Below are 17364 nucleotides of genomic sequence, written 5' to 3' on the forward strand. Positions count from 1 at the left end.
AGCTCCCGTTTTTTATGCGCTGCTGTTATTACTCAGCAGCCGCCGGCTTGGCTTTTTCACGCAGCTTAATGTGCAATTCACGCAGCTGGGTATTGCTCACCTCACCCGGCGCCTGAGTCATCACACAGGCTGCGGACTGAGTTTTCGGGAAGGCAATCACTTCACGGATAGACTGAGCGCCGGTCATCAGCATAATCAGACGATCCAGACCGAAAGCCAGACCACCGTGCGGCGGTGCACCGAACTTCAGCGCGTCGAGCAGGAAGCCGAATTTTTCGCGTTGTTCTTCTTCCGAAATACCCAGCGCACGGAATACTTCCTGCTGCATATCCTGATCGTGGATACGAATAGAGCCACCGCCCAATTCAGTACCGTTCAGAACCATATCGTAAGCACGGGACAGCGCGTTCAGCGGATCTTTGGCCATGGTTTCCGGTGAACCGATCGGCGCAGTGAACGGATGGTGCAGTGAGGTGATGCTGCCATCGTCGTTCTCTTCGAACATCGGGAAATCCACCACCCACAACGCGGCCCACTCGCTGGTGTACATGTTCAGATCGGCGGCTACTTTGCAGCGCAGTGCGCCCAGGGCATCGCAGACGATCTTGGTTTTGTCGGCACCGAAGAACACGATATCGCCATTCTTCGCACCCAGTTTTTCCATGATCTTCATGGTGTTGTCATCGCCGATGAACTTAATAATCGGCGACTGCAGGCCTTCCACGCCTTTTTCCAGCTCGTTGACTTTGATCCAGGCCAGACCTTTGGCACCGTAAATGGAAACAAAGTGGGTGTATTCGTCGATCTGCTTACGGGACAGTTCAGCACCGCCCGGTACTTTTAATGCAGCCACGCGGCACTTCGGATCTTTGGCCGGGCCGGAGAATACTTTGAAGTCGATGTCCTGCAGGAATTCGGCAACGTCGATAATTTCCATCGGAATACGCATATCCGGCTTGTCTGAACCGTAACGGTTCATAGCTTCGGCATACGGCATACGCGGGAAATCGCCCAGATCGACGTTCAGTTCCTGCTGGAAAATTTCTTTAATCATGCCCTGGGCGATACCCATGATGTCGTCTTCATTAATAAAAGACGCTTCGATATCGATCTGGGTAAATTCCGGCTGACGGTCAGCGCGCAGGTCTTCGTCACGGAAGCATTTGGCGATCTGATAGTAACGGTCAAAGCCTGATACCATCAGCAGCTGCTTGAACAGCTGCGGTGACTGCGGCAGCGCGAAGAAAGAACCTTCGTGGGTACGGCTCGGTACCAGATAATCACGCGCACCTTCCGGGGTGGCGCGGGTCAGGATCGGGGTTTCAAAATCCCAGAAACCGTTGGCTTCCAGGTAACGACGCACATGGGACGTTACCTTGGAACGGAAGCGCAACTTTTCCTGCATTTCCGGACGACGCAGATCCATAAAGCGGTATTTCAGACGCACGTCTTCGCCCACATCGGTGTACCCATCCAGCGGGAACGGCGGTGTGGCGGCCTTGTTCAGAATGCCGATTTCTTTACCCAGCACTTCGATCATGCCGGTTTTCATATTGGCGTTAGTGGTGCCGGCCGGACGGCCACGCACACGACCGGTAATCTGTACCACGTATTCAGAACGCACGCTGTCGGCGGTGGCGAACGCTTCCGGGGTATCCGGATCGAACACTACCTGCACCATGCCCTCACGGTCACGCACATCCAGGAAGATCACACCACCGTGATCGCGGCGACGGTGCACCCAGCCAGAGAAAGTTACGGTTTGGTCGATCAAGGTTTCGTTGATATCACCACAGTAATGTGTGCGCATCGCTTGGTCCTGCATCTGAATCGTCAATGAATGGTGCATCGGGCCGGCTGGCGGCTGAGCATAAATAATGGCGGGAGAGTATACCGGATATCCTTTGCCCTGACAGCGCCTGCGGCAAAATCGTCGTAAAAACACCGGCACCTTACCAGTGCGCAGCAGACAAAACCGCCAGAGCTTGATACGGCTCACATTCTGACGCAGAAAAACCCTTAAAAACCCGGGTAAAACGCTTGCCGCTGGCTTTTATTTGCATAAGAATCAGGAACGTAACCAGCGTCACAGGCGTTATAATCAGGCTTGTCAGGCGCCGGAAAATCCGCCCGCGGAAACAACAATCATAAGGATTACATCATGGCTGCACCTAAGAAACCGGCTGCCAAAGCCACTGCCACCAAAGCCCCGGCTGCCCGCAAGGCTCCGGCTGCCAAGACCACTGCAGCCAAACCGGCAGCAGCCCGTAAAGCTCCCGCAGCGAAAGCCGCGGCGGTAAAAACCCCGGCCAGCAAAACCACCGCCATCGCCACCAAATACAGCAAAACTCAGATGGTTGCAGAAATTGCCGAAGTGACCGGCCTGACCCGTAAAGATGTGAATGCCGTCATGGATGAGCTGTCGTCCATTATTGAACGCCACATTAAGAAGCGCGGCGTCGGTGAGTTCACCCTGCCCGGTCTGCTGAAAATCAAAACCGTGAAAAAACCGGCGCAGAAAGCCCGCAAAGGCGTACCCAACCCCTTCCGTCCGGGTGAAACTATGGACGTAGCGGCCAAGCCGGCCAGCACCAAAGTGAAAGTGCTGCCGCTGAAAAAACTGAAAGACATGGCGATGTAATCGGCATCGCTGCCATAAAAAACGGCCTGCATTGCAGGCCGTTTTTGTCTCTGTACCGGAATCTTACCAGTGGTCGCGCAACTGTCGTAACGCCCGGAATACATCGCGGTCGCCCTGCCCCAGCTGCGGAAATTTCTGTAATAACTGTTCGCGGATACGGCGCTCATGCAGCCGTAAAAACGGGTTGTATTCACGTTCCTGCCCCAGCGTCATCACCGGCATAGCATCCGGCTCCAGCGCCTGCACCTGATCAGCCCAGTAAGAAGCCATGGCATTACCCGGCTCGCGGTCGAGCGCAAAGGCCAGATTGGTTTTCATATAATCATGGCCCGGATACAGCAAGGTAGCATCCGGCAATGGCAGCAGCTGCGACACAAAGCTGTCGTACATATCATCCACGTTGCCGCCATTTTTACAGTTACCGGCGCAGGCGTTAAACAGCGTATCGCCGGAAAATAATACCGGCACCTCCTGCTGTGCCGAGGCCGGCGCCAGCAAACACAGATGCACCGGAGTATGGCCGGGGGTATGCAGGGCACGCAGCTGAATGCTGCCCAGATTAATCTCATCACCGGCTTTAATGCCGTGTGACTGCCCCGGCACCCGGGCATTCTCATGCGCCCACACCGGGGCGTTGGTTAAGGCCTGCAGTGCCAGGTTACCTTGCACATGGTCGTGGTGCTCATGGGTATTAATAATCAACCGGATCACCCAGCCCTGTTCAACGGCCATAGCCTGCATAATGTCGGCATCGAACGGGTCCAGCGCAATGGCCTGGCCGGATTCTTCACAGCCGATCAGGTAATTAAAATTACGCAACGGGTTATGCATATAGCGGCGAATAATCTGCATAAAAGTCCCCTCCGCTTACCAGTAAACGTAATTTTCAGCGTCGTCTTCGGCGTTCATATCGGCGACAAAATGACTTTCAAACAGGCTTTTCAGTTCATGCACCCGCTGCTCCAGCTGTGCCGGAGTATAGGGAACCGCCGGGCTGTGACCCCACACCGGGCCGGGCCAGGCCGGGTCATCGGTAAAGCGGGCAATATGATGCACATGCAGCTGCGCCACCACATTACCCAGCGCCGCGACATTCATGGATTTGGCGGCATAATGATCGGCCATTTTTTCCAGCACCCAGCTGGATTCTTTCGCCAGCTGCAGCCGGTCAGCTTCCGACAGATGATACATTTCAAACACATCGTTGCGCGCCGGCACCAGAATGACCCAGGGATAACGGCTGTCGTTCATCAGTAGCACCTGGCTGAGCGGTAAACGGCCAATAAAGGTGGTGTCGGATTGCAGGCGGGGATCAAGCTGGAACATACTTCACTCCATCAGGTGCAGGGCACGCTGTTGTTACTTCATTTCGTATCATCATAGGCACAAACGACAGACAGGTCACGGCCATGACAGAACTCCGGCTGCTCAGCAGCCTGCACGATATTCCCCGCCCGCACTGGCAGGCGCTGTACCAACAGGTGGCAGCGCAAGGCTACCCGTTTCTGCGTTATGAATTTCTGGCCGCGCTGGAAGACAGTGGCTGCATTGGCAGCAACGCCGATCACGACAGCGGCTGGCAGGCGGGGTATCTGGTGGCGGCCGAACCGGGGAAAACACCGACGCTGATTATTCCCTGCTTCGCCAAACAGCACAGCTATGGGGAATATGTATTCGACTGGCGCTGGGCCGAAGCCTATGAACAATACGGGCTGGATTATTACCCCAAACGCCTGTGTGCCATTCCCTTTACCCCGGCCACAGGCCCGCGCCTGCTGTACCGCGAACCCCGCGCCGTAACAGAGGCGGTGCAGGCACTGAACAGCCTGTGCGCGCAGGAACAGAGTTCCGGCTGGCATCTGAATTTTCCGGACGCGCCGTTACGCGCCGTGCTGCAACAGCAACCGGAACTGGTGCAACGGCAGCACTGCCAGTTTCACTGGTTTAATCGTGGCTATGAGGATTTCGAACATTTCCTCAGCCATTTCAGCAGCCGCAAACGCAAAAACGTGCGTAAAGAACGGCAGCGCGTGCAGCAACAGGGCATCCGCCTGGAACGGAAAACCGGCGCCAGTATCAGCAACGAGGATATTGCGTTTTTCTTTCGCTGCTACCAGATGACCTATGCGCGCCGGCGTTCCTGGCCCTATCTGAACGAAGCCTTTTTCCGCCAGCTGGTGCAGACCATGCCCGAGCAAATTCTGCTGGTGCTGGCCTGGCAAGACCAGCAACCGGTGGCCGCGGCCTGGTATTTCTTCGATGCCGATACCTTATACGGACGCTATTGGGGCGCGCTGGATGATATCGACTCCCTGCATTTTGAAGCCTGTTATTACCAGGGCATTGAATTTTGCCTGCAGCAGGGCTTACAGCGCTTTGACCCCGGCACCCAGGGCGAACACAAAATTGCCCGCGGCTTTGAGCCGATCACCACCTACAGCTACCACCAGCTGCTGCATCCCGGATTTCAGCAGGCCATTGGTCAGTTTGCCGCTGCTGAAGCGCAGCAGGTGGACCATTACCGGCACCAGGCGGCGGAATTATTACCGTTCAGCCATACCACCCAGCTGCCCGCCTCATGACCCACAACAGGAATTCTGGTATAAACCGCGGCCATTATTAAAGGAAAAAACCATGCTGCTGCAGGCCTATAAAGTCGAACATTTACTGGTATTTGCCTTTCGCGGCACCGAAGCCAAAGTGCTGGCCGCGCCGCAATTACGCCCGATGGAAGAATGGCGCGAAGACGTCGCCGCCTGGGTAGCCCTGCGCGCTGACCGCAGCCCGGAACTGGACCATCTGGTCGATCCGGCCCGCACCGAACCCTATATTCACGGCCCGTCAGCGCAGTAATACGGCGGCGGTATAACGACGGCTGCCGTACTGAATCATGGCTGCCAGGTTATCCAGACTCACCGGCACATAAATATTGTCCAGTGCCACCTGATCCAGCGCTTCGTCCACGTCCGGGTCGTTGATGTAGGCATAATCCTCGTCCATGGCCACCAGCCACACCCAGTGTGGCGCCTTATTACGGTTCAGCCGCCAGGTGCTGATCAGCAATAAAATCCGCTCGCCCTGCTGTAACGCCGCGCGCAAATCGGCCACGATAAAACCGCCCAGCCGCTGAGGTATTCCGGCAGAATTACAGCGCTGCTGAAAATCCTCACCCACCAGCTGCATTAATTCACGCTTATGAGAACTGCGCACGCCATCCAGAAACGGCACATCGGCCTGTGACAACCACAACTGCGGCGTTAAACCGCGCTGCCACGCCGCCAGTGCCAACCCCTGCGGCGACGTGCCGCCATGGCCGGTGGTTAAATAAATGGTGGTGGCTTCGCGCCAGATATTCAGTTCTTCCAGCCGGCTAACAGGCGCCTGTGGCTGCAGACTGCGCCAGGCCATTAACAAGGCCGACGGACCACAGGTAAAAGGCGTGGTCTGGGCGTAAAAAGGCAAGTTCGCCGATGGTGCCACCGCCCGGCGCAAATGTTTTTCCAGCCGCCAGCCGTCAGCACCATCGTCATAATAATGCTGTAACCGGCGCAGCTTGTGATAACCGCTGCGCTCGTATAATTGCAGTGCGGTGGCGTTATCCTGACGCACTTCTAAGCGCATAAACAACACATGGCGGGCCACCGCCTGCTGCTCAACATGGTCGAGCAAATGTTGCCCCAGGCCACGACCGCGTGCCGTCGGTGCTACCGCCAATGAATACAACCGCGCCAGTGAAGTGCCACGATGAAACAACACCAGCGCATAGCCCAGTAGCTGCCACTGCGCTACGGCCGCCAGCTGGATACCCTGTATAAACGCACGGTCAGCAGTGGCGAAACCGTTACCCTGAGGTTTTATTTCGGTCAGGCCGAACAGCCGGAACTGGCTTCGGTAGCGCGCCGAATCTTTGATACCTTCGCCTTCCCGGTGGTCGATATTACCCTCACCCGCCACCAGGCCAGCGTCTGGACCATCACGGCGGTACGCAGCCTGTCGCTGGATGATCTGGACGACACTGCGCAGACCCGTTTTGCCGATGCGCTGGATGCGTTCAGTCATAAAATCTGGCGCACCCGCCGCGCCAATAAAGGCTACAAATACGACGTAGCGATTCTGCACAACCCGGAAGAAGCGCTGCCACCGTCCAACAAAGGCGCGCTGAAATCCTTTGAAAAAGCCGGCAAAGAACTGGGCCTGAATGTCGAATTTATTACCTGGAAAGACGCCTCGCGCATTGGTGAATACGACGCGCTGTTTATCCGTGATAACCACCAAAGTGGATCACCACACCTACCAGATTGCCCAGAACGCCGAAAATATGGGCCTGCTGGTGATCGACAGCCCCACCGATATTATGCGCTGCTCCAACAAAGTGTATCTGCACGAACGGCTGCAGCGTTTCCAGGTCGATACGCCGAAAACCCTGCTGATTATGGGCAACCAACCCTACGATGTGGACGGCTTAATTCACCAGCTGGGCCTGCCCATTATTGTTAAAGTTCCGGACGGCTCGTTTTCCATTGGTGTGGAAAAAGCCAAAGACCGCGACCAACTGCAGGAAATCATTGCCCGCCTCAGCGAACGCTCGGCCATTCTGCTGCTGCAGGAATATATGCCCACCGATTACGACTGGCGCATTGGCATTATGAATAATCAGGTGTTGTACGCCTGCCGTTATTACATGGCCAAAAGCCACTGGCAGATTTACAACCACAGCGCCCGCTCGCATAAATCCGGCAACGCTGATGCCATGGCGGTAGAAAAAGTACCGAAAAAAGTGGTGAAAACCGCCTTAAAAGCCGCCAAAGCCATGGGTAATGGTTTTTATGGCGTGGATTTAAAAGAAAGCGGCGAGCGCGTGGTGATTATTGAGGTGAACGATAACCCCAGCATTGATATGGGCGTGGAAGACCTGCACGCCGGCCAGATGCTGTACCAGCAGATTATGAGCAGTATGCTGCGTCAGTTAGACGAGCTGAATGGCCGCTGACAGCGGCTGTTCAATCAGGCCTGTTCCAGCCAGCTTTTCCAGTCAGCACCGGCCTGCATAAACGCTGCCGGTGTGGCGACCGGCTGATACTGCTGTAACGCCGCAATAATCTGTGCCGCTGCTTGCTCCACCTGCCCCGGCGCATACCGGTTAGCCGCGGCGTATTGTTCGCGGTAACACAGATCATCCGGCACCACCGGCACCGCGCCGGCGCTGACCGCTTCCAATACCGATAAGCCCTGAAATTCATGAATGGCGGTACTCACCACCACCGGCGCCGCGCCCAGCCAATGTTCATACTCCGCCCGGCTGACCATGCCATCGGCGACAATGGCGGCGGCAAATTCGCTGCGTATCTGTTGCAGCACTGGCGGTGTTTTTTCCGCCCTCGGCCCCAGCAATGCCAGCTTAAAATTGACGTGTTTGCTGCTTAAACCGCGCAGAATGGTGAGAAAATCCTCCGGTTTTTTGTCGTATTCCCAGCGATGATTCCACAAAATTAACCCTGGTATTTTTTCACCGACGGCCAGCGGATTAACCGGCACCGGCAACACCCGGCACTTGGGCTGCAAACGCGCGCGTAAGTCAGCCGGTTTGCAATCCGGCAGTTTCTTTAATAAGGCATCCACACCGGCGAGAAAGGTATCGCGATTAAACTGCGAATTAAACAAACACTCATCGGCCGACAAGGCACCGTACAGCTGCACCATTTGTGGATCAACCGAATGGTGCTGCCCTTCGCCCTGCGGATAGGCAAACTGGTTTTCGTGGAAATAATAGCTGACCGGCACTGCGGCCAATTGCGGGAATAAGCCTTTAAGAGTGGCGATATCCACCATCGAGGTGGCCAGAATACGCTCGGGTTGCCAATCATTCAGCAGCGCCGGTAATTCATCCAGCCAGCTGAGCGGATTGCCGCGGATACGCCAGCGGTAATAGCGCCCCGGTAATTCCAGCACCCGCCAGTCGGCAGACAAATTTTGGGTCAGCCACTTTACCCAGCTGGCATGACTGTCGGATTTATAGGCAGAAAGCAGCAGTATTTTTTTCATAAGTTAAGCCGCCAATGCGCCGGAAATTTTTACGATAGAAGGTTATAGCCAACAAGCCATAGAGTTACTAAAAAGGAACGTTAAAAACCAAAAGGCAAAATAAAGTCCCAATTAAGGGACTTTAAAATACACTCAAGCCTCAAGCCTCAAGCCTCAAGCACCAGTAACCGGCGACGCCCACAGGTCGTATTCGTCGGCGTGTTCAATTTCCACTTCAACAAAATCGCCCGGCTGGCAGTCGAAGAAATCGTTCAGGTACACCATACCGTCGATGTTCGGTGCATCGGCAGCTGAACGGGCGACCGAACCCTCTTCATCCACTTCATCAATCAGCACGGTCATACGGGTGCCGATTTTGCGCTGCAGTTTACGTGCGCTGATGGCTTGCTGCGCCTGCATAAAGCGGTCGAAGCGCTCCTGCTGAATCTCTTCCGGTACATGGTCCGGCAGATCATTGGCTTTGGCGCCTTCCACCGGGCTGTATTTGAAACAGCCAACGCGGTCGAGTTCGGCCTCTTCCAGCCAGTCCAGCAGCAGCTGGAAATCTTCTTCGGTTTCACCGGGGAAGCCGACCACAAAGGTGGAACGGATCACCAGTTCCGGCACCAGTTCGCGCCATTTTTTAATCCGCTCCAGGGTGTTCTCGGCATGCGCCGGGCGCTTCATCAGCTTCAGAATGCGCGGGCTGGCGTGCTGGAACGGAATATCCAGATACGGCAGGATTTTGCCCTCGGCCATCAGCGGCAGAATGTCATCCACGCTCGGGTACGGGTACACATAATGCAGACGCACCCACACGCCCATATCGCCCAGTTCTTTGCACAGATCGTACAGCTTGGTTTTCACCGGCTTACCGTCCCAGAACCCGGTGCGGTATTTCATATCCACGCCGTAGGCAGACGTATCCTGAGAGATCACCAGCAGCTCTTTGGTGCCGGCAGCGACCAGACGCTTGGCTTCGTCCAGTACATCGCCAATCGGGCGGCTGACGTGCTTGCCGCGCATATCGGGAATAATGCAGAAGGTGCAGCTGTGGTTACAGCCTTCGGAAATTTTCAGGTAGGAATAATGGCGCGGGGTCAGCTTCACGCCCTCGGGCGGCACCGGCACCAGATCGATAAAGGGATTGTGTTCTTTATCCACCGGCGGCACCCATTCATGCACCGCGGTCATCACTTCTTCGTAGGCCTGCGGGCCGGTAATGGCCAGAATGCCGGGGTTCAGTTCTTTGATGGTTTCGGCGTCTTTGCCCTTGCCCATGCAGCCGGTAACGATCACTTTGCCGTTCTCGGTCATGGCTTCTTTAATGGCATCCAGCGATTCCTGTTTGGCGGCATCGATAAAGCCACAGGTATTCACCACCACCACATCGGCGTTGTCGTAACTATTTACCACCTCATAACCGTCGAGGCGCAGCTGAGTCAGAATTTTTTCTGAATCAACCAACGCTTTCGGGCAGCCGAGGCTGACAAAACCGACTTTACCACTGGACATACAAGAGCCTCACCGAAGAAAACAGCTGCCGGGCAGAAGCCGGCCAGCCTGAACACAGAATTGGGCGCGAATTGTACAGAGGCCGCTGCCCATGCGCCAGACGCACCGTGCGGCAATGTGCTACCATGCGCGGCTTTCCCAGCCGCCAGAACCTGCCATGCGTCTTGATAAATTTCTTGCTGACACCACCGACCTCACCCGCTCACTGGCCACCAAAGCCGTTAAACAAGGCCGGGTGCTGGTGAACGGTGACAAGCCCAAAAGTGCCGCCGTTAAAATTGCCGACACCGATCTGGTGACCTTCGATGGTGAAACCCTGACGCTGGAAAGCGGCTTCCGCTACATCATCATGAACAAACCGACCGGTTATGTGTGCACCCACCGCGACAGCACTCACCCGCTGGTGTTCGACCTGCTGGAAGGCATTATCAACCCACGCGACCTGCACACCGTCGGCCGCCTGGACGTCGACACCACCGGCCTGCTGCTGATCACCGACGACGGCCAGTGGTCGCACATTCTCACCTCGCCCAAACGCCACAAACCCAAGGTATACCGTGCCTGGCTGGCTGAAGACCTGTGCGACGAAGCCGAATTGCGTTTTGAGCGCGGCATTCTGCTGGAAGATGACGACACCCCCACCTTACCGGCGCAGCTGCAGCGCATTACCCCGCGCGAAGTGCTGGTGACCATCCACGAGGGTCGTTACCACCAGGTTAAGCGCATGTTTGCCGCGCTGAGCAATCATGTGGAAAAACTGCACCGCGAGAGTATGGGAGGGCTGGAGCTGCCCGCTGACCTGGCCGTGGGTGAGTACCGGCCGTTGACGGAAGAAGAAATAGCCCGGGCTATAGCCGTTGGCTGACGGCTGCCAGCCTTTTTGCCAGCCCGCTGGTACGGCCGCAGCTGACCTTGCATGCTGTACGCCAGCCCTGCCGGGCTGGTTTAGCTGCCGCTGCGCGGCAGCTTATGCGGCCTGCAGCCGCTGGACAGGCCGCCGTTGGCGGCCTGATGCGGGGCTCCGCCCCCGCGCCCCGATTGCGAGGAACTTATCCTCGCGCTCCAGCTTTGCGCTGTATAGCACGTATTCCCTCATTCACCGTCATTGCCTGCGGCCACGGATCGTAAGGCGCGTCGTGCGCCACGATCCTCGCCCGGTCCATCCGGGCGGGCCTGTCAATGACGCTTCATTTCGGCGTGCTATAGGCGCGGATAAAACCGCAGCAAATTTAAAATCATATATCGGCCTGCGGCCGGAAGAATTTTCGGTTTTCGGATTTTGCGTGCGTAGCACGCCCCAAAAAGCCTTTCCGGCGTAGCCGCTGGGGTTTGTTCCGGCCCATTCGTTCCAGCCCGAAGTTTGGCAAAGCCAATAGCATCGTTTGGATGACTCCAAACGAGCGGCCAGGGGCATGGATGCCCCTTGACCGCGTATGCGTTATTGGCTTTGGTAAACGAGGATCAGCTGGGACGCGGGCCAGAGGGGATTGTAAGGGGATTCCTCCCCTTACATTGGGGCGCAGGGGCGGAGCCCCGCATCAGGCCAGCCGCGGCAGCGGCGGCCGTACCAGTCTGCAAGGCTGGCCTGCAGCACAAACCGCAGTGATGGCCAAAGACACCCAGCCCAACGGGCTGGCAAAAAACCCCGCGCTGTTAAGCGCCCTTCACCTTCGGTAAACGCTCCAGCGCTGCATCAATTTCCGCCTGCGGGTACTCGTAGTCTTCCAGCTGGTTATTCAGATACTTGTCGTACGACACCATATCGAAATGACCATGACCGGAAAGGTTGAAGAACAGCGTCTTGGCCTCGCCAGTCTCCTTGCAACGCAGTGCTTCATCGATACAGGCACGAATGGCGTGGTTGGATTCCGGTGCCGGGATAATGCCTTCAGTGCGGGCAAACTGCACACCGGCCTGGAAGGTCGCGACCTGCGGTACCGCCACCGCTTCGATCAGTTTTTCGTGGTACATCTGCGATACCAGCGTAGAAGCACCGTGGTAACGCAAACCACCGGCGTGAATGCCCGGCGGCATAAAGTCGTGGCCAAGGGTGTATTGCAGCATCAGCGGGGTCAGGCCTTCGGTATCACCGAAATCGTAGGCGTAGTGACCACGGGTTAAGCTCGGGCAGGAGGTCGGTTCAACCGCCACCAGACGCACTTTTTTGCCACCGGCCGCTTCGTCGGCGTAGAACGGGAACGCCGCGCCACCAAAGTTAGAACCGCCACCACAAGGGGCAAAAATCATATCCGGGTAGTCACCCACCAGCGCAAATTGCTTTTTCGCTTCCAGGCCAATCACGGTCTGGTGCAGCAGCACGTGGTTCAGCACCGAACCCAGGGCGTATTTGGTGTCGGCGCGACTGGCGGCTTCTTCCACCGCTTCGGAAATGGCAATGCCCAGTGAGCCCTGGTTATTGGGGTCGGCGGCCAGAATCTTACGGCCGGCTTCGGTAAGATTACTCGGGCTGGCAATCACTTCCCCACCCCAGGTCTGCATCATCGAACGGCGGAACGGCTTCTGCTCAAAACTCACCTTCACCATGTACACACGCACATCAATGCCGAACATCTGGCCCGCCAGCGACAGCGACGAACCCCATTGGCCGGCGCCGGTTTCGGTGGTTAAGCGCGTAATACCGGCTTGTTTGTTGTAATAGGCCTGCGCAATGGCCGAGGTCAGTTTGTGCGAACCGGCGGCGCTGATGCCTTCGTACTTGTAGTAAATTTTGCACGGCGTTCCCAGCGCTTCTTCCAGGCGGTGGGCGCGGAACATCGGCGTCGGGCGCCATTGCTGGTAAATCTCACGCACCGGCTCCGGAATATCAATCCAGCGCTGCATCGAGACTTCCTGCTCAATGATATTGTCGGCAAAAATGGCCGACATCGCAGAACCATCCAGCGGCTTACCATCCGGGCCCAGTGACGGCGCCGGCGGGTTTTTCAGATCGGCCGCCACGTTGTACCACTGTTTCGGGATATCGGTTTCGGGCAGCAGGATTTTGGTTTGTTTCATGAAGGCGTTCCGCTTATACAGGTCATCGTAAAGGCGGGCAGTTTAAAAGATTTTGCCACCCTGAACCATGATGCAAGCCATTCTCTGCCCCACTCTGTTCCACCGCTGCAACAGCAACGCCTTGAAAAGCCGGCGGCACCGCCCTCATATAGCCAGCAATCCCTAATGGAACGTGAATCATGTCGGATCAGGAACACGAATACATCGGCCGTGAAGAAACCCCCTCCGGGGTGGCACTGGCCAACGAAATATTGCCCGGGCAGCTGAACATTCTGCCGGTGAATGGCCGGCCTTTTTTTCCGGCTCAGGTGCAGCCGGTGATTGTCGATGAAAAGCTCTGGGGCGAAACCCTGCGCCGGGTGGCTAAAACCGACCATAAACTGCTGGGGCTGGCCTTTGTTGACGATAAATTAACCGACGAAATCCCCACCATTGACCGTATTCCGTTAATGGGTTGCGTGGTGCGCATTCATCATGTGCAGGCTGAAGATGGCCGCATCCAGTTTATTGCCCAGGGCGTACGCCGCTACAAAGTGCTGGAATGGCTGAGTGAAAAAGCACCGCTGCTCGGCCGGGTACATTACCCGCGCCACAGCGGTGACTTTACCGACGAAATCAAGGCCTATGCCATGGCGGTAATCAACGCCATTAAAGAACTGGTGAGCATTAATCCGCTGTACTCTGAGGAACTGAAGCATTATTTAAACCGCTTCAGCCCCAACGACCCGTCGCCGTTAACCGATTTTGCCGCGGCCATTACCACTGCCGAAGGCCCGGCGCTGCAGGAAATTCTGGAAACCATTCCGCTGCAGAAGCGCATGGAAAAAGTTTTGCTGCTGCTGAAAAAAGAAGTGGAAGTGGCGCGCCTGCAGGTGGAAATCAACAAAACCGTTAACGACAACATTAACAAGCATCAGCGTGAGTTTTTCCTGAAGCAGCAGTTAAAAACCATTCAGAAAGAATTGGGCATATCCAAAGACGATAAAACCGCCGAAATCGACGAATTTATGCAGCGCCTGCAGGGTAAAACCTTGCCCAAAGCGGCGCAAAAACGCATTGATGAAGAACTGCATAAACTGCAGATGCTGGAAACCGGCTCGGCCGAATATGCCGTTACCCGTAATTATTTAGACTGGGCCACCAGCATTCCCTGGGGCATCTACTCCACCGATGCCTTTAATTTAGCGCAGGCACGCGAGGTGCTTAACGAACACCACGCCGGGCTGGACGACGTAAAAGACCGCATTCTGGAGTTTCTGGCCGTAGGCACCTTTAAGCAGGAAGTCTCTGGTTCCATCATGTTGCTGGTTGGCCCGCCTGGGGTGGGTAAAACCTCCATTGGCCGTTCCATTGCCGATGCGCTGGGGCGCAAATTTTACCGTTTCAGCGTTGGCGGTATGCGCGATGAAGCCGAAATTAAAGGCCACCGCCGTACTTATATTGGCGCCCTTCCCGGCAAGCTGATTCAGGCCTTAAAAGACGTGGAAGTGGCCAACCCGGTGATTATGCTGGATGAAATTGACAAACTCGGCTCGTCCTATCAGGGCGACCCGGCCTCAGCCTTGCTGGAAGTGCTGGACCCGGAACAGAACCGCGAATTTCTCGACCATTATCTGGATTTGCGCGTGGATTTATCCAAAGTGCTGTTTATCTGCACCGCCAACCAGCTCGACAGCATTCCGGCGCCATTGCTCGACCGCATGGATACCATCCGCCTGTCGGGCTACATCACCGAAGAAAAACTGGCCATTGCCAAAAGCCATTTATGGCCACGGGTATTGCAACGCCACGGGCTGAAAAAATCGCAGGTAAAAATTGCCGACAGCACCTTAAAAGCCATGATAGAAGGCTACGCGCGCGAGTCGGGCGTACGCCATCTGGAAAAACTGCTGCAGCAGATAGCCCGCAAAGCGGTGGTGAAATTACTGGACAACCCGACGCTGAAAATTACCGTAAGCCAGAAAGACCTGCAGGCTTATCTAGGTGCGCCGGTGTTCCGCGCGGAACGTATTTTACGCGGCGTCGGCGTAGTAACCGGACTGGCCTGGACCGCCATGGGCGGCGCCACATTACCCATTGAAGCGGCGGTGGTACACCAGCAAAACCGGGGCTTTAAACTCACCGGCAAGCTGGGCGAGGTGATGAAAGAATCGGCCGAAATTGCCTACAGTTTTGCCGCCGGCCACGCCCGGCAATTTGGCGGCGATGCGGCCTTTTTCGACCAGCGTTTTATTCACCTGCACGTCCCCGAAGGGGCCACTCCAAAAGATGGCCCCAGCGCCGGCGTCACCATGACCACCGCGCTGGTATCGTTGATGCTGAACAAACGCATTAAACGCCCGCTGGCCATGACCGGCGAACTCACCCTGACCGGGCAAGTATTACCGGTGGGCGGTATCCGCGAAAAGGTGATTGCCGCACGGCGTTCAAAAATTATGGAAGTGATTTTGCCAGAGGCGAACCGGCGTGATTACGACGAACTCCCCGACCATATCCGCAAAGGGATGACTGCGCATTTCGCCGAAAATTATCAGGATGTGTTTGATGTGGTGTTCGGCTGAACACCACTCAAATTTTGCAAAAAAAGGCAGAAAAAACCGCCGGAAAACTTACTTAATAATCTGAATCAGCTGTTTGAATTCCGGCCCTTCGGCGACCCGCTGCAATTCAAACAGTGCCAGCTCCATGCTGGTTAAATGCGCGCCCAGCTTTTCCATTTTACGGATGGCCAGCTCTTTGTTGGTCAGCACGCGGGAACTGACACAGTCTGTAACCAGATGCACTTCGTACTGGCTGCGCAGTAAATCGCACACCGTCTGGTACACGCACACATGGCTTTCCAGCCCGGCCACCAGCCATTGCTTACGGCGGGTATGCTGCACGGCTTTGGCAATCTCGGTGTTCTGCATGCCACTGAAGCTGTGTTTTTCGTACGGCTGGCCTGGCAGCAGCGCAGCAATTTCCGGGCGGGTTTTGCCCAGTTTGGACGGAATTTGCTCCATCCAGATTACCGGCAGGCCCAGCACTTCGGCGCCTTTAATCAGTTTTTGTACCTGGGTAAACATGGCCGCGCTGTCGTGCATCAGGTCGGACAACTTACCCTGAATATCCACAATCATCAGGCCGGTGGTGTCTTTGTTCAGCATACTGCCTCCGCTGTTTTTATAAGAACCGCAGCCACCAGCTTAGCCCTGTTCAGGCGCTGGCGGCAATGCGTGAATATCAGCGGGTAAGAATGGCTTCCAGATCGGCCTCCGCCGGCATAAACCAGTAAGCGCCGGTTTCGGCGGTGGAATAGCGCATTAAATGGTCGCTGTAGCCATCGTCGGTATTGCCCAGCATACGGTCCAGCTGAATGCGGATACGCTTCAGGTTGCAGGCGAAGGCAATAAAATACAGACCGTGGTCTTCCGCATTGCCATAAGGCGTACTGCGGCGCCAGATTTTCTGCCCAACGCCATCCACTGTTACATCGGTACGGCTGACGTGCGAGGTGGGCGGCATATCATCGCCTTCCAGCTCGATATTGTCGTGTTTGGTGCGGCCAATCACCTGCTCCTGCTCGTATTCACTGAGTTTATTAAAGGTATGCAGATGGTGGCTCCATTTCTGCGTCAGCACATAAGAACCACCAGCACCGGCTTCGCCCAGCGGAATTTGAGCGGCGGCCACGCGCTGTAATTCTTTCGGGTTGGCGGTGCCATCCACAAAGCCGGTTAAATCGCGTTCTTCACGGTTTTTAAAGCCGTTTAAATCCAGCTGGGCAATTAATACATCGCGCACGGCGGCATGCACCTGCAACACCGCGTCCATAACATCACCCTGATCATTACCGTGAATCCAGAACCAGATATCCGACTGCGTCGACGGCATGGCATAGCCGTTTTTACCTTCCAGACGGGGAAAAGGCTGCAACTGGACCGGGGTAAAAGACGGCTGAAAACGCTGCCAGGCAGCGGCCCCAAAGGCGATACCGATATACACACCCTCTCGTGGCTGTAAGGCCTTGCGTAAGGCTTTTTGCAGCGTCACCCGGGACACGGCGTGCGGCCACAGCATTTCCAGATAATGCGCGCTGCGGAATGGATCGTCGTACAGGCCCGGCTGAGCCATGGCCAGTAACGCGGTCAGGTTTTCGGTGCTATCCATACATCTTCCTGTTGCGATCTTTT

The 17364-nt window shown here is 56.0% G+C and carries 15 protein-coding genes and 1 pseudogene; 7 read left to right on the forward strand and 9 right to left on the reverse strand.

The genetic code is table 11. The annotated features are described in order from the left end of the window. Positions 1–28: 28 nt before the first annotated feature. Positions 29–1810 carry an aspartate--tRNA ligase gene (gene aspS, locus GJQ55_RS07465; protein WP_228344354.1) on the reverse strand — a complete coding sequence of 594 codons (1782 nt, stop codon included), beginning with the start codon at positions 1808–1810 and terminating at the stop codon, positions 29–31. Between the two features lie 351 nt (positions 1811–2161). Here aspS and GJQ55_RS13475 point away from each other — a divergent pair, with 351 nt between their 5' ends. Continuing rightward, positions 2162–2641, forward strand: coding sequence for an HU family DNA-binding protein (locus GJQ55_RS13475; protein ID WP_228344355.1), 480 nt, complete (start codon positions 2162–2164; stop codon positions 2639–2641). 63 nt (positions 2642–2704) lie between these two features. Here the strand turns inward: GJQ55_RS13475 and GJQ55_RS07475 are convergent, their stop codons facing one another. Together GJQ55_RS07475 and GJQ55_RS07480 are read right to left on the reverse strand one after the other, a co-directional pair. After that, positions 2705–3493 carry a hydroxyacylglutathione hydrolase gene (locus GJQ55_RS07475; protein ID WP_228344356.1) on the reverse strand — a complete coding sequence of 263 codons (789 nt, stop codon included), beginning with the start codon at positions 3491–3493 and terminating at the stop codon, positions 2705–2707. A 15-nt stretch (positions 3494–3508) separates the two neighbouring features. Continuing rightward, on the reverse strand, positions 3509–3967 hold the full coding sequence (locus GJQ55_RS07480; protein ID WP_228344357.1) for an HIT domain-containing protein: 459 nt from the start codon (positions 3965–3967) through the stop codon (positions 3509–3511). 83 nt (positions 3968–4050) lie between these two features. Here GJQ55_RS07480 and GJQ55_RS07485 point away from each other — a divergent pair, with 83 nt between their 5' ends. Together GJQ55_RS07485 and GJQ55_RS07490 are read left to right on the forward strand one after the other, a co-directional pair. Beyond that, positions 4051–5223, forward strand: a complete 1173-nt coding sequence (locus GJQ55_RS07485) for a GNAT family N-acetyltransferase (RefSeq protein ID WP_228344358.1) — start codon at positions 4051–4053, stop codon at positions 5221–5223. 52 nt (positions 5224–5275) lie between these two features. Beyond that, positions 5276–5494, forward strand: coding sequence for a hypothetical protein (locus GJQ55_RS07490; RefSeq protein ID WP_228344359.1), 219 nt, complete (start codon positions 5276–5278; stop codon positions 5492–5494). Here GJQ55_RS07490 and GJQ55_RS07495 read toward each other — a convergent pair. Next, entirely contained in the window at positions 5483–6553 is a 1071-nt protein-coding gene (locus GJQ55_RS07495) for a GNAT family N-acetyltransferase/peptidase C39 family protein (protein WP_420907163.1), read from the reverse strand. The genes GJQ55_RS07490 and GJQ55_RS07495 overlap by 12 nt on opposite strands. Here GJQ55_RS07495 and GJQ55_RS13460 point away from each other — a divergent pair. Both GJQ55_RS13460 and GJQ55_RS07500 read left to right on the forward strand, forming a co-directional pair. Further along, positions 6488–6622 (forward strand): annotated as a pseudogene (locus tag GJQ55_RS13460) (RimK-like ATPgrasp N-terminal domain-containing protein); the annotation flags it as partial. The gene GJQ55_RS07495 and the pseudogene GJQ55_RS13460 overlap by 66 nt on opposite strands. Positions 6623–6902: 280 nt before the next feature. Further along, the gene (locus GJQ55_RS07500; RefSeq protein ID WP_228344361.1) at positions 6903–7631 is read left to right on the forward strand and encodes an ATP-grasp domain-containing protein; all 729 of its coding nucleotides are present in this window, start codon (positions 6903–6905) and stop codon (positions 7629–7631) included. Between the two features lie 14 nt (positions 7632–7645). On the opposite strand, the gene GJQ55_RS07505 is transcribed toward GJQ55_RS07500, so the two are convergent. After that, on the reverse strand, positions 7646–8683 hold the full coding sequence (locus GJQ55_RS07505) for a tRNA-queuosine alpha-mannosyltransferase domain-containing protein (RefSeq protein WP_228344362.1): 1038 nt from the start codon (positions 8681–8683) through the stop codon (positions 7646–7648). A 153-nt stretch (positions 8684–8836) separates the two neighbouring features. Next, entirely contained in the window at positions 8837–10177 is a 1341-nt protein-coding gene (gene rimO, locus GJQ55_RS07510; protein ID WP_228344363.1) for a 30S ribosomal protein S12 methylthiotransferase RimO, read from the reverse strand. A 157-nt stretch (positions 10178–10334) separates the two neighbouring features. Between rimO and GJQ55_RS07515 the strand changes: the two genes are divergently transcribed. Beyond that, positions 10335–11042: a pseudouridine synthase gene (locus GJQ55_RS07515; RefSeq protein ID WP_228344364.1), complete on the forward strand. Its 708-nt coding sequence runs from the start codon at positions 10335–10337 to the stop codon at positions 11040–11042. A gap of 788 nt (positions 11043–11830) precedes the next feature. On the opposite strand, the gene GJQ55_RS07520 is transcribed toward GJQ55_RS07515, so the two are convergent. Continuing rightward, positions 11831–13192: a TrpB-like pyridoxal phosphate-dependent enzyme gene (locus tag GJQ55_RS07520; RefSeq protein ID WP_228344365.1), complete on the reverse strand. Its 1362-nt coding sequence runs from the start codon at positions 13190–13192 to the stop codon at positions 11831–11833. A gap of 179 nt (positions 13193–13371) precedes the next feature. On the opposite strand from GJQ55_RS07520, the gene lon reads away from it, so the two are divergent. Then, positions 13372–15753 carry an endopeptidase La gene (lon, locus tag GJQ55_RS07525; protein ID WP_228344366.1) on the forward strand — a complete coding sequence of 794 codons (2382 nt, stop codon included), beginning with the start codon at positions 13372–13374 and terminating at the stop codon, positions 15751–15753. 48 nt (positions 15754–15801) lie between these two features. On the opposite strand, the gene GJQ55_RS07530 is transcribed toward lon, so the two are convergent. Together GJQ55_RS07530 and GJQ55_RS07535 are read right to left on the reverse strand one after the other, a co-directional pair. After that, positions 15802–16338: a hydrolase gene (locus GJQ55_RS07530; protein ID WP_228344367.1), complete on the reverse strand. Its 537-nt coding sequence runs from the start codon at positions 16336–16338 to the stop codon at positions 15802–15804. A gap of 76 nt (positions 16339–16414) precedes the next feature. Beyond that, on the reverse strand, positions 16415–17341 hold the full coding sequence (locus GJQ55_RS07535) for a Dyp-type peroxidase (protein ID WP_228344368.1): 927 nt from the start codon (positions 17339–17341) through the stop codon (positions 16415–16417). Between the last annotated feature and the right edge of the window lie 23 nt (positions 17342–17364).

This window comes from Venatoribacter cucullus, assembly GCF_016132445.1.
Taxonomy (GTDB): domain Bacteria; phylum Pseudomonadota; class Gammaproteobacteria; order Pseudomonadales; family Oceanobacteraceae; genus Venatoribacter; species Venatoribacter cucullus.